The 16,673-nt window shown below is 39.7% G+C and carries 10 protein-coding genes; 6 read left to right on the top strand and 4 right to left on the bottom strand.

Annotated features, from left to right (window positions below; all coding sequences use genetic code 11):
- Positions 1-414: 414 nt before the first annotated feature.
- Together AACZ87_RS14225 and AACZ87_RS14230 are read left to right on the top strand one after the other, a co-directional pair.
- Complete coding sequence (locus tag AACZ87_RS14225; protein ID WP_339868139.1) at positions 415-1,686, top strand: hypothetical protein; 1,272 nt, start codon at positions 415-417, stop codon at positions 1,684-1,686.
- Positions 1,687-1,689: 3 nt separating this feature from the next.
- The gene (locus AACZ87_RS14230) at positions 1,690-3,150 is read left to right on the top strand and encodes a Dyp-type peroxidase (protein WP_339868141.1); all 1,461 of its coding nucleotides are present in this window, start codon (positions 1,690-1,692) and stop codon (positions 3,148-3,150) included.
- A 31-nt stretch (positions 3,151-3,181) separates the two neighbouring features.
- On the opposite strand, the gene AACZ87_RS14235 is transcribed toward AACZ87_RS14230, so the two are convergent.
- On the bottom strand, positions 3,182-4,744 hold the full coding sequence (locus tag AACZ87_RS14235; protein WP_339868143.1) for an SRPBCC family protein: 1,563 nt from the start codon (positions 4,742-4,744) through the stop codon (positions 3,182-3,184).
- Between the two features lie 200 nt (positions 4,745-4,944).
- Between AACZ87_RS14235 and AACZ87_RS14240 the strand changes: the two genes are divergently transcribed.
- Positions 4,945-10,071: an adenylate/guanylate cyclase domain-containing protein gene (locus AACZ87_RS14240; RefSeq protein ID WP_339868144.1), complete on the top strand. Its 5,127-nt coding sequence runs from the start codon at positions 4,945-4,947 to the stop codon at positions 10,069-10,071.
- A gap of 201 nt (positions 10,072-10,272) precedes the next feature.
- Here the strand turns inward: AACZ87_RS14240 and AACZ87_RS14245 are convergent, their stop codons facing one another.
- The gene (locus tag AACZ87_RS14245; RefSeq protein ID WP_339868146.1) at positions 10,273-11,343 is read right to left on the bottom strand and encodes an alpha/beta hydrolase-fold protein; all 1,071 of its coding nucleotides are present in this window, start codon (positions 11,341-11,343) and stop codon (positions 10,273-10,275) included.
- A gap of 352 nt (positions 11,344-11,695) precedes the next feature.
- On the bottom strand, positions 11,696-12,727 hold the full coding sequence (locus tag AACZ87_RS14250; RefSeq protein ID WP_339868148.1) for a YncE family protein: 1,032 nt from the start codon (positions 12,725-12,727) through the stop codon (positions 11,696-11,698).
- 409 nt (positions 12,728-13,136) lie between these two features.
- On the opposite strand from AACZ87_RS14250, the gene AACZ87_RS14255 reads away from it, so the two are divergent.
- Positions 13,137-13,322 carry a hypothetical protein gene (locus AACZ87_RS14255; protein WP_339868150.1) on the top strand — a complete coding sequence of 62 codons (186 nt, stop codon included), beginning with the start codon at positions 13,137-13,139 and terminating at the stop codon, positions 13,320-13,322.
- Between the two features lie 250 nt (positions 13,323-13,572).
- Here the strand turns inward: AACZ87_RS14255 and AACZ87_RS14260 are convergent, their stop codons facing one another.
- The gene (locus AACZ87_RS14260; protein WP_339868152.1) at positions 13,573-14,376 is read right to left on the bottom strand and encodes a DUF1206 domain-containing protein; all 804 of its coding nucleotides are present in this window, start codon (positions 14,374-14,376) and stop codon (positions 13,573-13,575) included.
- Between the two features lie 331 nt (positions 14,377-14,707).
- Here AACZ87_RS14260 and AACZ87_RS14265 point away from each other — a divergent pair, with 331 nt between their 5' ends.
- On the top strand, positions 14,708-15,583 hold the full coding sequence (locus AACZ87_RS14265) for a carbon-nitrogen hydrolase (RefSeq protein WP_339868154.1): 876 nt from the start codon (positions 14,708-14,710) through the stop codon (positions 15,581-15,583).
- A gap of 3 nt (positions 15,584-15,586) precedes the next feature.
- Positions 15,587-16,660: an agmatine deiminase family protein gene (locus tag AACZ87_RS14270; RefSeq protein WP_339868155.1), complete on the top strand. Its 1,074-nt coding sequence runs from the start codon at positions 15,587-15,589 to the stop codon at positions 16,658-16,660.
- The last annotated feature ends 13 nt before the right edge of the window (positions 16,661-16,673 follow it).

Here is a 16,673-nt window from a genome sequence, read left to right on the forward strand (position 1 = left end):
AATTAAGGCTTTAATATAAGAAATTTGTTTTCGTTTAGATGAACTAAAGAAAAGTTCTAACAGCTATCATTTTATACCTTGATGTCTTTTTGAGAGACATTGTAAACGCTGAAATCTTCACGCTGGGATATATGAATATTCTTAGTTGACGCTGTATTTGAATAGGATTGCGATAATGGATATTTAATTTTATATTGAATGAGGCTTTGTTATTGTTTTTATTCAAGGATTTTTTCCGCATTAAAAAAGGTCAAAAATCTTTTCGTGAAAGAAGTAACTGTTTGACCTGGGGGATAATCTTTGAGTCGCCTGAACAGTCTGAGCAATTAGTCATCCTGTGAATGTTCCGCTATTGCAACGTGTTTTTTTAAGTGATTTTTAATTAGAAATAAATTATAGGTTAAAATAATCTATATGAAGCAAAACTCAATTACTATCATTGTTCCTGTCATCCCTGATAAAGTTCAGGAGCTCATAGACGAATTGGCAATAGTTAAAAGGAAATCCAAAGATGGAATCTCCAAAGAATTGGATTCACTTTCCATAATTCATTTTGCCCGTTGGGTGGTGATTGATCACGGTAAATCCTGGATAAACGATGTAAAAAAGCGGGATCCCAAATTACTTTTTGTAGTGGATTTCGATGGGGATAAAAATATCATGCTCGAAAAAGTATGTGAAAATTCAAGTACTATTCTTGACCTGATTTATGTTTTTTGCGAAGATTATCCATCCCTAAATCAAGTGACCACCGCTAGCAGAGTAGCTTATTTGAAACAGCATATTATCAAGGATACTGCGGTGTACATTGGTGCACCTGGAAGATCAGTGGTGCAGATTCAAAATGAGAAAAAGCTGAGAAATTCAATTCGGGATTTTTTGGATTCCAGATCTTGGCAAGGTGTTCCTGCACAAACAGTTCATGAAGCTATCCAGAGGTATTTAGAATCAAGTGACGGCTTTGATTTTTTGGAAGAAGGGAAGGTTATGCCAAGAATCAATTATCCGGTGCTGATTTTGACAGGCCTGGTAGTTCTGTGTTTATTGCCTATCATACTTCCATTTTTGGTCATTTGGCTTTTGATCCTTCATTTTTTCTATGAGAAGAAGGATGTGAATTTCACCAAAAACAGGAGTCAACTCGATAATAAATTTCTAGATGACCTAGAGCAATACGAAGACTGGCTAGATCAAAATCAGTTTACTCAATTGGTAGATATGAAAGTAGGGAAAGTCCGCTTGATATCCATCAAAGCCATGTTTTTACTTTCTAATTTCTTGATCAAGTTTGTGTTTAATCAGGGTAAATTAATGGGGATTCCCACCATTCACTTTGCAAAATGGGTGATGTTTGAAAAGAATTCCAGAGTACTCTTTTTCTCAAATTTTGATGGAAGCTGGCAGCAGTATTTAGGCGATTTTATAGATAATAGTGGCTGGGGACTTACTGGTATCTTCTCAAATACGAAGGTGTTTCCAAAAACAAATTTTTTAATAACTGGAGGAGCTTACAAGGAAGAATATTTTCTGGCATGGAGTCGTAATTCAGAGTTGGTGACCAATTTTTGGTATTCAGCTTATCCAGATCTTTCCATTAAAAACGTCAATAACAATTCCCGAATCCGCGTGCATGTGATGAAGCAACTTTCAGAGCGCAAAGCTGCCAAATTTCTTAAACTTATTTAGACTATGCATACTACAATGCTAGAATTAGAAAATATCCAGGGTTATTTGATCCGTGGATACGCTCATATGTTGTATTCGAGGTTCGTTTACATGCAAATCTCGGATGCGGAAGCTTTCAAAAAATGGCTTTCAAAGTCTTGGCAGGACATGACCTCTGCACGACATATTCATGACAAATCGAAGATTTCGCCTACGCATTTGAATATAGCATTCACCCATGATGGATTGGCAAAATTGGGTTTACATAAGGAGAATCTTGATGCTTTTTCTAGAGAATTTCGTCAAGGAATGGTATCACCACATCGGAGTAGACTTTTAGGTGATTCGGATGAAAGTAATCCTGAGAATTGGAACTGGGGAGCAAATCACAATGAAAAAATCCACCTCTGCTTGATGGTTTTTGGGAATGATAAATCTGGAAGAGACGACCTGGAAAAGGATAAAATAGTATGTCTGGATTATTATAGGCAGTTAGAGTCAGAGTTCAAGCAAAATGGCATAGAGCCAATATTCTATATCGATGGACAAACTCAGCCAGATAACAAAGAGCACTTTGGGTTCAGAGATGGGATTTCACAGCCGATAATAGAAGGTTCGGGCAGAGTAGGGGATAAGGATGATGTAGTGAAAGCTGGTGAGTTTCTGTTTGGGTACAAGAATGAATTTGGTGTATATCCTGACACTCCATTGATCGTGAAAGAACAAGGGAATTTGAACCTTTTATCTCCGGATGCAGGGGGTAGTGGGCAGAAGGATATTGGGAAGGATGGGACTTTTGTGGTGATGAGGCAATTGAAGCAGGATGTCACTAAATTTTGGAGTTTTCTGAATGAAAGCTCCAAAAATCCAGATGGGTCAATCAATGTCGCCGAAAGCCTAAAATTGGGAGCCAGATTTGTTGGAAGATGGCAAAATGGTGCTCCCATTACACTTTTTCCAGATGCTGACCCAGGGACTACAAGTGACGTAAATGATTTTGGATATTCAAAATTTGATAAGGATGGCCTAAAATGTCCTTTTGGATCCCATTTGAGAAGGACAAACCCAAGAGATAATGTAGATGATCACGGGAAAAAGGAATCCCTGAAATTAAGTAAGCAACACAGAATAATCAGACGAGCAAGGCTTTATGGTGAGATCTATGAAGGCTCACCAACTAACCTAACTCCAACTGGAGAGGTGGGACTAATATTTATTTGCTTCAATGCTGACATCAGCCGCCAGTTTGAATTTCTTCAATATACTTGGTCAAATCTTCCTAAAAACAAAGAATTATACAATGATCCAGACCCAATTATTGGTGTTAGGGCAAATGCAGAGCAAGGTGAAGAGCAGAATTTCACCATTCAAGATCTGCCTGTAAATAGAACTATCAAAAACCTACCTCAGGTAATCACAGTAAAAGGTGGGGCTTATTTCTTCTTTCCTTCCATCAATGTATTGCGATATCTTTCTACTATTTAATAGTCAGAAAGTATGAATCGACGAATATTGATTAATCCTCTAAAAGTGCTTTAGCATTATTCAGGCCATTTTGAAGGTATTTTTTGAGGAAAAGGGGAGCGAAAATCGACAGGAAGATTCTTGCCAAAATATTCTTGTAGGTAAACGTATATACCCAGCGAAGTCTGGTCTGATCATCTACCGTATCAAACCACATGTGTCCGTAGGTCTTATTCGTAAAGTGCTTGAATACATCAGAGAATTTGGTGGTTTGATAGGCATAATTTGAATAGCGATGCACAGAGATCAGTTCTTCCACCAAGGTCGCAGAATCTCCTCTTTCCACCAGTCTATTATCTCCCACTTCTGCCCAATTTCCATGGAGTCTCGTCACTTTGATAATTCCATATATCGGACCAGTCTTTAATAACCAGCTAGACAGTTTTTCTACACTCGAGACGAATTCATAAGCTGTTTTTTTGTCGCAATTCACGATGACTTCAGCAGTAGTGAAAATAATGTGCTTGGAAGGGACTTGCTGGTCAAGCGTGACTTTGCTGTTTACTGGAAGTATGTCATTCAGGAAATCTGGCGAATCTTTTGGTTCTGCATTTGGCAATTTGTTTTTATCATGCCTAAACTTCGACATCACTTCATACACTCTTCTTCTTACTCTATTGAATGAGCCTAGTGGTCTATGCTCTGGAAGAGAATGCCACGGATTGAATGATAAATTGTCTCCAAATTCAATCCGATCATTCGAATCGAAAACCTGCGGATAGATAGTCAAAGTCGCCACTTTGATGTTTTGTGAAGTCCAAGCGACCGTAGGATCTTCTATTGGCATTGCATCCGCATCGGTCTGAAATTGTACGAAAAAGTCAAACTTAGCTACATTATCGTGAAGCGTTTGAGCTAGATTATATCTCAAATAATTATAATCAGTCGTGTTTTCCACCACAGTTATATTACTGGGACTTGGGCGAAGGTGGTATTTTACTGCTTTATCGGGTGAGCCAAACTGGTAAGGCTGGGTGCTCCAGTAGGGAATACTCAATGGATTCTTGCATTTCACCTTACTTTTTACCGCTCTTCCAATTATTGGCCAAAGTGTAGGATTGAGGATGAAAAGCTTACTTTTAAGAAAATTAGTAGAGGTCATGGAACCCAGTAATCTGCTCAATTCCTTTACGGATTTGGAGAAAAAAGTCTCCGTGCTCATCAGCAAAAAATCCTGAGTCTCCTCATGCAATTCGTCTTCTAATAGTTTCTCACCGGGGACGCCCAGCAACTTAATCGCAACTCCTCGGATATCTTTTTTCTTGTCTTTTTGAGGAGCTGTATTTCCATTGGAGAAACGGACCCAGGCATGGTAGTCCTTTTCGACTGCAAATACTCCAACTTTCAATTCTTTAGGTAAATTTTTCTCAATAGCAAAAGTGGCTTTTACGCAGCCATGCATTTTAGTATGTACCTGTCGGAGCATTTTTTTGTCCTTGTACATTCTGGTGACTTGAGCTTGAAATTCCTGAATTAATTTATAAGTGATTTGGTCTTCATCATCGGTCACATATTCATGTCCCAGCTTTTTTGAAATTCCGTTTGGAGTTGACATCTTTTTATATAAAATGAGTTCAAAAAAAACCTAAAAATAGATCTGAATGTAGTTAAAAATTTGGTATCTATTAATTTTTCAGATATAGTATTTTGTATTTTTTATTATGAAATTTGTATTAAATTTAGAGTAAAGGTTCTTATGAAAATCCATTTTCTAAGGATTCATTAGGTGATCATTAGTTAAAGCACTCGTTTTTGATGAAATGGCAAATTTTGTACTCAGATAGTACCAGTGATTCCAACATCAAGAATCCTGACTCAAGATTGAGTGGTGGTTTTGTCACCAAAAAAATAACACTCTCTACACTTTCTCAGATAGAAACATTAAAAGCAGGCAATGAAGCTTCCTTTTCAGGAATCAAAGTTTCTGGGTTTCGAAAAGTTATAGCAACTGAGAATAATGGCATTGATCTCAATATCAAATGTGAGTTCATCAAAGGGCGAACACTTAGGGAAATTCTTACCGAGCAATTAAGTATTACCGAGAAAGTTAAAATTTGCCTGGAAGTCACAAAAAAGCTGGCAGAAGTCCATAGCAAGGAATTTGTCCACCTCAACATCAATCCCGATCATATAGTACTGGAGGAGGACAATAATGAGGTCTATTTCATTAGTCTTGGTTTAGCTACCCGAATCAAAAGGAAAATAGGAATTGAGAAGCGATTAGTTTTTTTTGAAGCTGATTATGATTTTATAGCTCCAGAGCAGACTGGCCGAATCAGCACAGACATTGGGTTCTACACTGATATCTACGCCTTAGGAATCGTTTTTTATTGGATTTTTGCAAAGCAACTGCCTTTTGAATCCAAGCAGGGAGCGGCAAAGATTCATGCACATATCGCACTGACTCCTAAGAAGCCATCTGAACTTTTTAAAATCCCCAGAGTTCTTTCTGATTTGATTATGAAAATGATCGAAAAAGACGTTCAATACAGATATCATTCTGCCAAGGGAGTTTTGTATGATCTGGAAATGATTCTTTATGCGCTGCAAAAGGAGCTGGATATTGAGGGATTTTTGCTTGGAACTCAGGATTCTTCTGGGGTACTCATGTTTTCCGATCAACTCTATGCAAGAGATTCTCAGATTAAGCAGCTCAAAGATGCCTTCTCAAAAACAGTTGAAAATGAGAAGAATTTAATCTATGTATTGGGAAATTCTGGAGTAGGGAAATCTGCGCTCGTAGAACGAATGTATCGTCCTGTGGTGCAATCAGGAGGGTTTTTTCTTTCAGGGAAGTTTGACCAGCTCCGAGCGGATGTGCCATATTCTGCCTTTTCGCAGGCTTTGGGGAAGTTGATGAATCAGGTTCTGCTACTGAATGAGACGGAATTGAATAAATGGAAATCAAAGCTTCATCATTTATTGCAGCCAATCGCACGGGTTCTTTTTGAAGTAATTCCAGGGTTGGAGAAGTTGCTTGGTCAGGAACCTGAAATCCCGGTGTTGACGGGCACGGAAGCCCAGCTGAGATTCAATTATGCACTGACTAATTTCTTTAAGGTCTTTTCTGAATTGGGAAGACCAGTTTTTATTTTCATAGACGATCTACAGTGGTCAGATGTGTCTTCTTTGGATTTGATGAAGACCATCTTACTCAATTCTGAGCTAAATAATATTTTAATAGTAGGAGCCTTTCGAGACAACGAAATCACTCCAGGGCATTTATTTCTCCAGTTTAAAATGGAACTGGAGGAGCAAGGGATTCACCCAAAAGAAATTCTTCTGGATAACTTGAAAGAGGAGGATATTAATTTATTGGTTTCTAATGTTCTTGGAAAGTCCAATCGACCTTTAGATGAACTAGCCAGCATCGTCTACAAGAAGTCAGCTGGAAATGCTCTTTTTGCGAATCAATTTTTAAAGGCGATCTACAAAAATGAGATGTTGTTTTTTGACAACGAAGAAGGCTCATGGAACTGGAAAATAGATAAATTGATCAGTTACAATGTAGAGGGGAATATTTTAAATCTCTTTCTCGAAACTATCAACGACCTTCAGGCAGACACCATTGCCATTTTAAAGCTTGCTTCTTGCATTGGGAATAAATTCTGGTTGGACTCTCTGGTAAAAATCTCAGCGCAGGAAAAGGGAAAAGCGGTTAAGGATTTTAATCTGGCTTTAGATCTTGATTTAGTAATTGAAAGCTTAGATGGTAGCTTTTATTTTGTACATGATCGAGTGCAGCAAGCGATTTATTCCTTGATAGAGGAACAGGGTAAAAAGGAAAATCACTTAGAAATCGCTCGAATTCTGCTTAAAACTACCGAAGAAAAAGACCTCAGAGATGCGATTTTTGATATTGTAAATCAATATAATTTCGGGAAGGACTTGATCTCTGATGCAGCTGAGATCAAGAAACTCTGTCAACTGAATAGTATTGCAGGTCAGCGGGCGCAAAACTCTACGGCCTATGTGCTAGCACAGCAATATTTCGAGAATGCGCTCAATTTACTCGCTCCTGACGCATGGCAAACTGACCGAGAATTCGCTTACGATTTATACTTAAAATCTGCTGTAGCAGCTTACCAGTGCAATAATCAAGAGTTGTTTGGTAAGTTCACTAAGCTGCTTGACACAAATGCATCTACAGTTTTAGAAAAACTAAAATTGGCTGATCTCAAGATTCAGAATGCGAATGTTGAGAATGATCAAAAGCAAGTAATTGAGATTGGATTAGCGATCCTTAAGTTGGTTCATATTGACTTGAAGCGTTATCCCAGCCAGCTGAATGTGCTTTTTGGGTTTTTGAGAACCAATTTTAGATTGGCCACTAATTCCGAAGAAAAGATCCTTCAGCTCCCTGAAATCAAAGATGAGAAGCTAGTGATAGCCATGTCTATCATGCATCACATGTCTCTAGCAGCTTACCTGACAGAGCCTAACATGCTTCCTCTAATCATGTTTGAGCTGATTAGATTGACGCTGAAATCCGGATTGGGTCCCAAGACTCCTGTAGCCTTTGTTGTCTTTGGTTACATCAACATTGCCTTCATGGGTAATATGTCGAAAGGGCTCAGAATGGGGCAATTGGGGAATAGCGTTTTTGAAATTCTGCAGAAGGAAAACGAATTCGTCTCTTTTAAGCAGGTCTATGTGATGTTTATTTCGCATTGGTTGAAGCATCTGGCAGACAGTATTCCTGAATTGGAAGAAGCTTTAAAGAAGGGACTTGAAACTGGGGATTTTGAATTCACTTCCATTATAGGCCAGTTGATTATTTACTGGAATTTCTATGGAGGCGAACCCATCCCTAAGATTTTGCAGCGGGGAGAATTGCTCAGCAAGCAAATCGCTCCATTAAATCAAATCATGCAAATCAAGAGAATAGACTTGTTTCGACAGTCTGCACTTGGTTTGCTGGAAGGTGTTGAAGACTTTGACATATTGAAAGGAGAGATTTTTAACGAACAAAAAATTGATTTCGCAGACGAGCCCGCTTTCAGTCTTTATTTCCATAACCTGTATTCTCAAAAGAAGTTTTTGAGCCTAATTTTCAATCAAAATGAAACAGCTTGGAAATATTGTTGCTTGGAAAAATTACACCTCATTCCTGTCAAAGGATCCATTACTGAGATGCTGTTTTATTACTATGAAAACCTTAGTATCACACCAATTTTTGCTTCCAGGTCAGCTGATGAGCAAAAGAAACTATTGAAAATCTGTGGTAAAAACATCAAGTTGATAGGTGGATTGGTTAAGCATTCCGAAGTCAATTTCCAACACCGCCATGAGTTTATGAAAGCAGAGTATGAAGCCCTAAAAGGTAATTTTGACAAGGCCATCAAATCATTTACTTATGCGATCAGATATGCAAGAATTCACAAATACATTCAGGATGAAGCACTGATGTGGGAAAGGGCTGGGGCTTATTTTGCTTCTAAGGAGCAACCTGAGGCAGCGCAATTTTACTTGACGAATGCTTATAAGTCCTATCAGAAATGGGGTGCAGATGCCAAATTGGATCAGATGAAAGAACATTATGCTGGGATGATTTCTTCTGAAGATATTGGACTGAATGCCAATAATCTAGATCTGGATACCATTCTGAAAACTATAAATCTGATTTCAGGGGAAATGAAACTGGAGAATATTCTCACCGGGTTGATGCAATTGGTATGTGAAAATGCAGGAGCAGATCGGGCATTTCTAATTACCATAGAAAAGGAAAGTAAGCTGATCAAAGCCTCCATTGACAATTCAACCAATGAAATTCAGGTGTTACAAAATATCCCTTACGAGCAGTTCGACGATATTAGCCACTCGGTGATAAATTATGTGTTGAGAACTGGTGAAACATTGGTTTTGGAGGATGCATCCAAGACTTTGCCTTACTCTGACGAAGAATATATCAGTGACAATAAAATCAAGTCTATTCTGTGTATTCCTCAAAGGCATTCCGGAGTAGGCTTCTCTTTATTGTATCTAGAAAACAGCCTACTATCAGGTGCCTTTACAAAAGAAAGAATAGAAATCCTTCAGGTAATGGCTACGCAAACTGCAATTTCCCTTCAAAATGCAATGCTTTTGGACAGTACCAATCAGCTGAACGAGCAATTGATCAAAGAAGTGGAAGTGAGGAAAGAGGTGGAAGAAAATCTTAGACTGAACGAGAAAAGACTGGAGGAGTACAGTGCAAATCTTGAATCGAAAGTGAAAGAGAGAACTCTGGACCTTCAGATAGAAAAGGAAAAGTCTGACGAGTTATTGCTGAACATTTTACCTTTTGATATTGCGAGAGAATTGAAGGAAAAGGGATCCGCTGAGTCCAAGAAATATGAAAGTGCTACAGTCTTATTTACAGATTTCAAGGGATTCTCACTTATAGCCGAGAAAATGTCAGCCGTAGACTTGGTTTCCGAAATCGATTATTGCTTCAAGGAATTTGACAGAATCATAAAAAAACATGGAATAGAAAAAATAAAAACCATAGGTGATTCTTACATGGCTGCTGGCGGAATTCCCGTAGAAAATAGCACCCATCCGATCGACGTAATCAATGCTGCTTTTGATATTCGGGATTTTATCGAAACACATAAAGAGAAAAGTATTCAGGAGAACAAGCCAGTTTTCGAGTTGAGGATTGGAATTCATACGGGAAATGTCGTCGCTGGAATCGTTGGCCTGAATAAATTCGCCTACGATATCTGGGGTGATACTGTAAATCTAGCTTCCAGAATGGAAAGCAGTGGAGAACCTGGGAAGATCAATATTTCGGGGTCGACCTATGAACTAGTCAATGCTCATTTTGCCTGCAGGTATAGAGGAAAAGTTCAAGCCAAGAATAAAGGCGAGGTTGATATGTATTTTGTGGAGAGGAAATAGAAGGGTATTTTCTCTTTTATGATTTGCCAAACATGGTTCAGTAAGTACGCTACGACTTTTTATTGAGGGGAGGTTCAGGAAAATTGATTTAACCACAAAGCAATTAGATCCTCATAGTTTGTTGTGTTTCTGAATTGGTAGAGTTAACGCTATTCAACAATATCCGAATGATTATAAGTAATCATTTCAATTTTAAGGAATTTAATCAGTAAGATACGTATTGAAAAATGGTAGCAATTCGTTGAAAATCCTTCCTTCGAAACCATCCAGCATATTGCCATGATCTCCTATGTATTCCTCAGCAAAATGTTTGATGCTGTAGGATTCCAATTTCTTGCTGAACTCCAAACTGGTGTAGGGGATATGAGAAAAATCCTCATTCCTACCCCAATCTATTTTCAAAGCTGTAAGGCTTCTCAACTGGGGGAGATAGTCATCAATCATGTAATAGGGGAATTCTGCTTCCCATTTGCTGATTACTTCCGAATTGTAAACCGCACTGTCACCCTGGTATGATACTGGAAAATCTGCTCCAAGATCCGTATTTGTAATATTCGGTGAATAGACCCGTGCCATCGCAGTAAAAACAGCAGCAAAAAAACCATTGAATTCACCTGTTTGACCTGACTCTTCCAATCCTTTCAATAGTGCTTCTTCATTATTCAGTTGGCTGATTCGCTTGAACCCAGGGTTGGATAGCATAAAATCCCCATGCCAATTAAGAACTGCTGGGCTCAGCGCATAAACTGCACTAAATGTATCCGCATAAAGCATCCCTACTTTAAGCGCCCCATTTCCTCCCATCGAATGACCACACAATCCTCTGCTGCCACGATTAGGAATAGTTCTGAAATTCTCATCCATGTATTGGACTACATCTTTACCAATATAATCTGCCCAATTTCCTGATTCTGCTGAGTTGGTATAAAAACTGCCCTGCATCCGAGTGGTACTGTTTGGAGCCACCACTATCATAGGGCGCATCTTACCAGACTTGATAGCTTCATCGAGCAAAAGCTTAAAATCAATCCAAACTTTCATCATCTCTTGGTCAGTTCCTCCATAACCATGCAATACATAAATTACCGGATACCGCTGATTTTCGTTTTCATAATCTTGAGGCAAGTAGATTGATAATTGGCGCAAAGGATCTTCTCCTGCACGGTTTTTTTGTAGCGAGGCCGCCAAAAACTCCCGCCTTTCTAATTTTCCCTGAGCAATACCTGCGAAAGAAGTGCTGAATAGCAAAAGGCTGAATACTATCTTTTTCATAGGATTATGTGGGGGGAGAAGTACTGTGTATAATCTAAGATCAGAATTAAATTTCTTATGCTATATGGTTTTTTTAACTTCTTAGAAAAAGGTTAAAATAAAATTATCCGCAATGATGCCAGTCACCTTAGATTCCTTGCTTATCTGGTCGGAAGACCGATGACTCCCGCACTGGCGGGACAGGCAGAAGCGGCCTCAATGCTTAAGTTTAACATATCCTTTTTTACTCCATACTGGCACAAAGGCGGATATGCAAGAAATATAAAGTGTTGAAGCGGTCAAAAAATGGAGCTAAGCGATTCTCTATGTTAGAATATTTTTCGAAATCGGTTAATTATCAGGTTATTGTAATTTATTTCGCACGAAACCAATCCATACCGTCAGGGTTCTGAAGGTCGTGTATTTCTTTGATTATGGTCATCGTATTGGTGTCAATTACCACAAGCTTGTTTCCAGCGCTTACCGCATAATATGCTATTGGACGTACGGGATCGATGAAGATGCCTTCACCACCAGCACCCACGTCAATTCGTTTAAACTCCTTTCGGGTAGCAACATCCCAAACTCGTAGCTCATTACCCTGAAGCTCATTCATCAATACATACTTTCCGTCCTTGGTAAACTTGATACGGTTGTTCAATCCACCTTCAAACGAAATTGTACACACCAGTTTTTTCTCAGGCATATTGATGATAGATAGTTGCTTTGCATTCATATTAAGAGTCCAAAACTCCTTTCCATCAGGCGAAAGAGCCATACCTTCCATGCGGGTATCTCCGGGAAAAGTAGTGAATAGAAGTTTTTTCTGACCTCTTTCATTGCTTACCCGATCGATAATGGCAATCAGGCTACCATTGCTGCTAGCTGTGAAAATTCGCTGCTCGTCAGGAGTGATAAGGAGCATGTGCGAACCACCCGGCAAGCCGATCACCTCGTCAAACTTCTTCGTTTCTGGATCATAGCGGGTGATCAGGCGCTGGATCTCATGACCGATATATAGATGGGTTCCTGCAAAAGTTATGGCATGAGGGTTTCCAAATGCGCTGATGTCAATGGGCTCCACCCGCTGTTGCTCGATCACATCCACAACGGTGATTCCGGGAAGATTCGAACCGATGTACACATATCGCCCGTCGGTAGCCAGTTCATGAAGGTTTCCTCCTGCCGGAATACGTGCCACTATTTCAAGTGTTTCGGGATCGATGATCACCAAGCGGCCCGCATCCTTCTCACCTACGAGTAATGCCTCCCTGGGAGTGGGGCCAAAGCTCACAACAGGGCTGTCCGGATCGACTGCCTTACTTTCCCCTTGTGCAAAAAGTGGTTCTACATCAAATAAAAAAACGATAGTTAAGAGGAGTAAAAAACCTGTTGCTTTTGCCATGAGGAAATTATTGGATAATTGTATTTAGGAATATCACCTGAAGGAATTGTCCTGTGCTGTCTTGAATCTTGCGAATTCAACTTCCCCTTTCCCCGTCTTGTGTCAAAAAAATCTCGGTTCGGGAACAACCTATGTATTTATTGATTCTGAGATTTCGGGGGAAGTTCAAATTCGATAGGATAGTCGTGCTGATTTGACCTTAGGAAATGCTTTTAAAAGGGATTTTATGGGAAAGGAAAGGGTGAAAGCTACCCAAATAACGCCTAGTCTACCAATAAACTACTTGTAGACGGAAGTATACAATATCATTTTAGATATGCTTGCTTACCACCTTGGATCAATATAGGCTGTTCAGCTTATCCTCACTGGCATGATTGTGGAAATCATGGAACTTTAAACTATCAATCTTATGAATTTGAAAAGAATTTTCGGAGCCTTACTTACTATTTTGGGTATTGCAGGACTTATTTATTCCGCTGTCACCTTTGCAAATGGATCAGCAAGTACAAAACAGATGATTGTCTTTGGTTCATTGGGTCTATTATTTTTTATAGCTGGCATCGGCTTAGTGAAAACTACCAAGGATGAAGGCTGATCAGTAGTTGTGGGAGTAAGGCAAAAAAGGAATATTGCTTTGCGGGGAGAAAGTATAAATGAATGGCGCTATTGGGGGCAGAATATGAAACAAAGATCCAACCGATTGGAAGTCCGGGGTCGTTATAATTCGGGGATAATTCTTGATTTGTAATGGGTAGAATAAATTTTCTCTGTAGCGCTTGATCACCAACTTCTTAGCCTCTGATGTACTAGAACAAATCTCTATAATACCTATTCTTAGGTTTGAGCTATTCTAGCTTGCTAATATCAGAATGCCTAGCAACCATCAGACAAAAGACACCAAAACCCAACATACCCAATGCTACTGTCCCCATAAGAAAACTACCATAGGGTAGGCTTAATAAATAATGGAAAGCCCCCTCTGTTCCTTTAAGTTCATTAGCATTTTGAGCAAGGCAAACTTGTACTAAAAAAAAGGAAATAACTCCAAAAACCACTCCTCTTGCAATGTAGCCATATCTTCCACTTCGCTTAACTACGCTGTACTCATTTTTACTATCTGGGTTGTCATCAATCTGTTTCATGAATTTTTCGCTAATTCCTAGATAGAACTGCCATATCGCATTCAAGGCCATTCCTATAGCAATTGCCCAAACAGCCCAAATTCCCCAATCCTTTTCCAGCAACATGCCCAGTGCTGCTTTTTGGGATTCACCTTCAGAGGAGTCTGCATTGCTAAAAAGTGGTTTAGAAAATGAATAGGCTATGACTGCATAGAATATTCCTGAGTATGCAAATTGGATGCGTGGGCCAATTCGAGTTTTTCCTTTTTCTCCATGGGGATCAACTACTGCTTCATAAAAGCGCCATAAGCCATGAGCAAATAAGCCCAATGCTACAATCGCTGTGAGGAAGATACCTCCTGGCAAATCATGAAGAAATTGGGCAATGCCAGATTTTCCTTTTATGTCTCCGCCTAATCCAACCGCAACCAATGCTGCTAAAACCCCAATTAGCCCATACACCAGACCTTTGCTGTAGTAGCCAAATTGCTTCAGCCTTTTAATTTTCTCTTTTTTTGATTTCTCCATTTACTGAACCTAACTAAAGTGCTTCCTATTTCAGCGATCTAAGACTACATCTATATTGCCAAAAAATTTTAAATCCTGAGCTATTTTATTTATCAAAGAATCTGGCAGTCAACTTTACTACTTGTAAATTTTAGTATAGACTATTTCCATTACCTAAATAAATATCATCCTATTTTCTAAGCAGCGTGAACTCTCTGAATCTTTTTCATCCTTCTTCCGTTATCCTGATCCTTGCCTTTCAAATTACCCCAATGTGAAATTGAACTTTCATATTTGGCAATGGCGACCGGCAAAAGTATCTTTGTTAGCAATTCATTTAAACCGATCTATTTTGGCAAATAAAACTGTAAAAGTGGGCTTGGTCCAGTTGGCCTGCTCATCTAATGTGGAGGAAAATCTTGAGAAAACTATCGCAGGAGTGCGAGAGGTTGCTGCCCAAGGCGCTCAGGTAGTTGTACTTCAGGAGCTATTCCGTTCCCTTTATTTTTGTGATGTAGAAGATTACGAGAACTTTAAGTTGGCTGAGGCTATTCCTGGTCCATCTACAGACACTTTTGGAGCTTTGGCAAAAGAACTTGGTGTTGTCATAGTCGCTTCTCTTTTTGAGAAAAGAGCGGAAGGCCTTTATCATAATACCACTGCAGTTTTGGACGCGGATGGTACTTACCTAGGTAAATACAGAAAAATGCATATTCCGGATGATCCGGGATATTACGAAAAATTTTATTTCACTCCCGGAGATTTGGGATACAAGGTGTTTCCGACCAAATTCGGAAATATTGGCGTCCTTATTTGTTGGGATCAGTGGTATCCAGAAGCAGCTAGAATCACAGCACTGAAAGGAGCTGATTTCTTAGTTTATCCTACGGCTATAGGTTGGGCAGGTACTCAGGACGAAGCTACCAACGACGAGCAATATGGTGCTTGGCAAACAATCCAGCGATCTCATGCAGTAGCCAATGGTATTCCAGTGGTTTCGGTGAATAGAACAGGAGTGGAAGGACCTATGCAGTTTTGGGGTGGGAGTTTTGTTGCCAATGCTTTTGGTCGGGTCACCTATAAAGCCTCGCATTTGGAAGAAGAAGTACATGTAGAAACCCTTGATTTGACTGGTTCTGATCGTTACAGGACGCACTGGCCATTTCTTCGCGACAGAAGAATTGACTCGTACCAACCTATCACTCAGCGCTACCTCGACGAAGAATAATCCATGCAAGATATTTTTGAACTCGCCAAGACTGGTGCAGCGACTCCGGCTGAATTAGGGTATTATTTCCCAGCTGAATTTGCTCCTCAAGAATCCATGTGGCTTAGTTGGCCACATAAGGAAGGTTCTTGGCCGGGCAAAATTGATACGATTTATGCCCCATACTCCCTTTTTATCAAGGAAGTTTCAAAGGGTCAAAAGGTAAATATCAACGTAGCGGATGAGGCGATGAAAACTTTTGCATTGTCACATTTGGAAAAGGCTGGAGTGAATTTGGAGAAAATCAAATTTCACTTTTTCCCTACAAATGATGCTTGGTGCAGAGATCATGGACCTGCGTTCCTAATCAATCCTAAAGCCGAGCAAAAGAAGGTTTTGGTGAAATGGAACTACAATGCCTGGGGTGAAAAGTATCCACCGCATGATCTGGATAATCAGATTCCGATTAAGATTGCCGAGGAATTGGGGATACCATGCTTCAAACCAGGAATGGTCATGGAAGGTGGTTCAGTTGAATTTAATGGTCAAGGAACGCTTTTGACTTCGGAAGCTTGTCTCCTGAATGTAAACCGAAACCCTCATCTGAATCGAGAGCAAATTGAAAAATACCTTTGTGACTTTTATGGTGTGAATCACATCCTTTGGGTAGGAGATGGAATCGTCGGAGATGATACCGATGGGCATATTGATGACATTACCCGATTTGTCAATAAGGATACCGTGGTGACTGCGGTGGAGGAGAATAAAGCCGATGAAAACCACCACTTGCTTCAGGAAAATCTTGATCGCTTGAAAAAAATGCGATTGGAAGATGGAAAGCAATTAAACATCGTTGAGCTGCCTATGCCAAGTGCGGTGATTTATGATGATCAGCGATTGCCTGCCTCTTACGCCAATTTCTACATAGCAAATGAATCCGTGATTGTGCCGACTTTCAGAGACAAGAAAGATCAGCAGGCGCTGGATATCATTTCAGGTTGCTTTCCAGAACGAAATGTAGTTGGGATTGATAGCACGGATATTATTTGGGGACTGGGCAGTTTTCATTGCTTGAGTCAGCAGGAACCGTCGGTATAGTGACCTTACGAGG

Source organism: uncultured Algoriphagus sp., assembly GCF_963974365.1.
Taxonomy (GTDB): Bacteria; Bacteroidota; Bacteroidia; order Cytophagales; family Cyclobacteriaceae; genus Algoriphagus.

What these genes read in the sequence shown, in the direction of transcription:
- AACZ87_RS14225 (WP_339868139.1), top strand. Translation starts at nt 415, where the DNA reads ATGAAGCAAAACTCAATTACTATCATTGTTCCTGTCATCCCTGATAAA.
- AACZ87_RS14230 (WP_339868141.1), top strand. Translation starts at nt 1,690, where the DNA reads ATGCATACTACAATGCTAGAATTAGAAAATATCCAGGGTTATTTGATC.
- AACZ87_RS14235 (WP_339868143.1), bottom strand. Translation starts at nt 4,744, where the DNA reads ATGTCAACTCCAAACGGAATTTCAAAAAAGCTGGGACATGAATATGTG.
- AACZ87_RS14240 (WP_339868144.1), top strand. Translation starts at nt 4,945, where the DNA reads ATGAAATGGCAAATTTTGTACTCAGATAGTACCAGTGATTCCAACATC.
- AACZ87_RS14245 (WP_339868146.1), bottom strand. Translation starts at nt 11,343, where the DNA reads ATGAAAAAGATAGTATTCAGCCTTTTGCTATTCAGCACTTCTTTCGCA.
- AACZ87_RS14250 (WP_339868148.1), bottom strand. Translation starts at nt 12,727, where the DNA reads ATGGCAAAAGCAACAGGTTTTTTACTCCTCTTAACTATCGTTTTTTTA.
- AACZ87_RS14255 (WP_339868150.1), top strand. Translation starts at nt 13,137, where the DNA reads ATGAATTTGAAAAGAATTTTCGGAGCCTTACTTACTATTTTGGGTATT.
- AACZ87_RS14260 (WP_339868152.1), bottom strand. Translation starts at nt 14,376, where the DNA reads ATGGAGAAATCAAAAAAAGAGAAAATTAAAAGGCTGAAGCAATTTGGC.
- AACZ87_RS14270 (WP_339868155.1), top strand. Translation starts at nt 15,587, where the DNA reads ATGCAAGATATTTTTGAACTCGCCAAGACTGGTGCAGCGACTCCGGCT.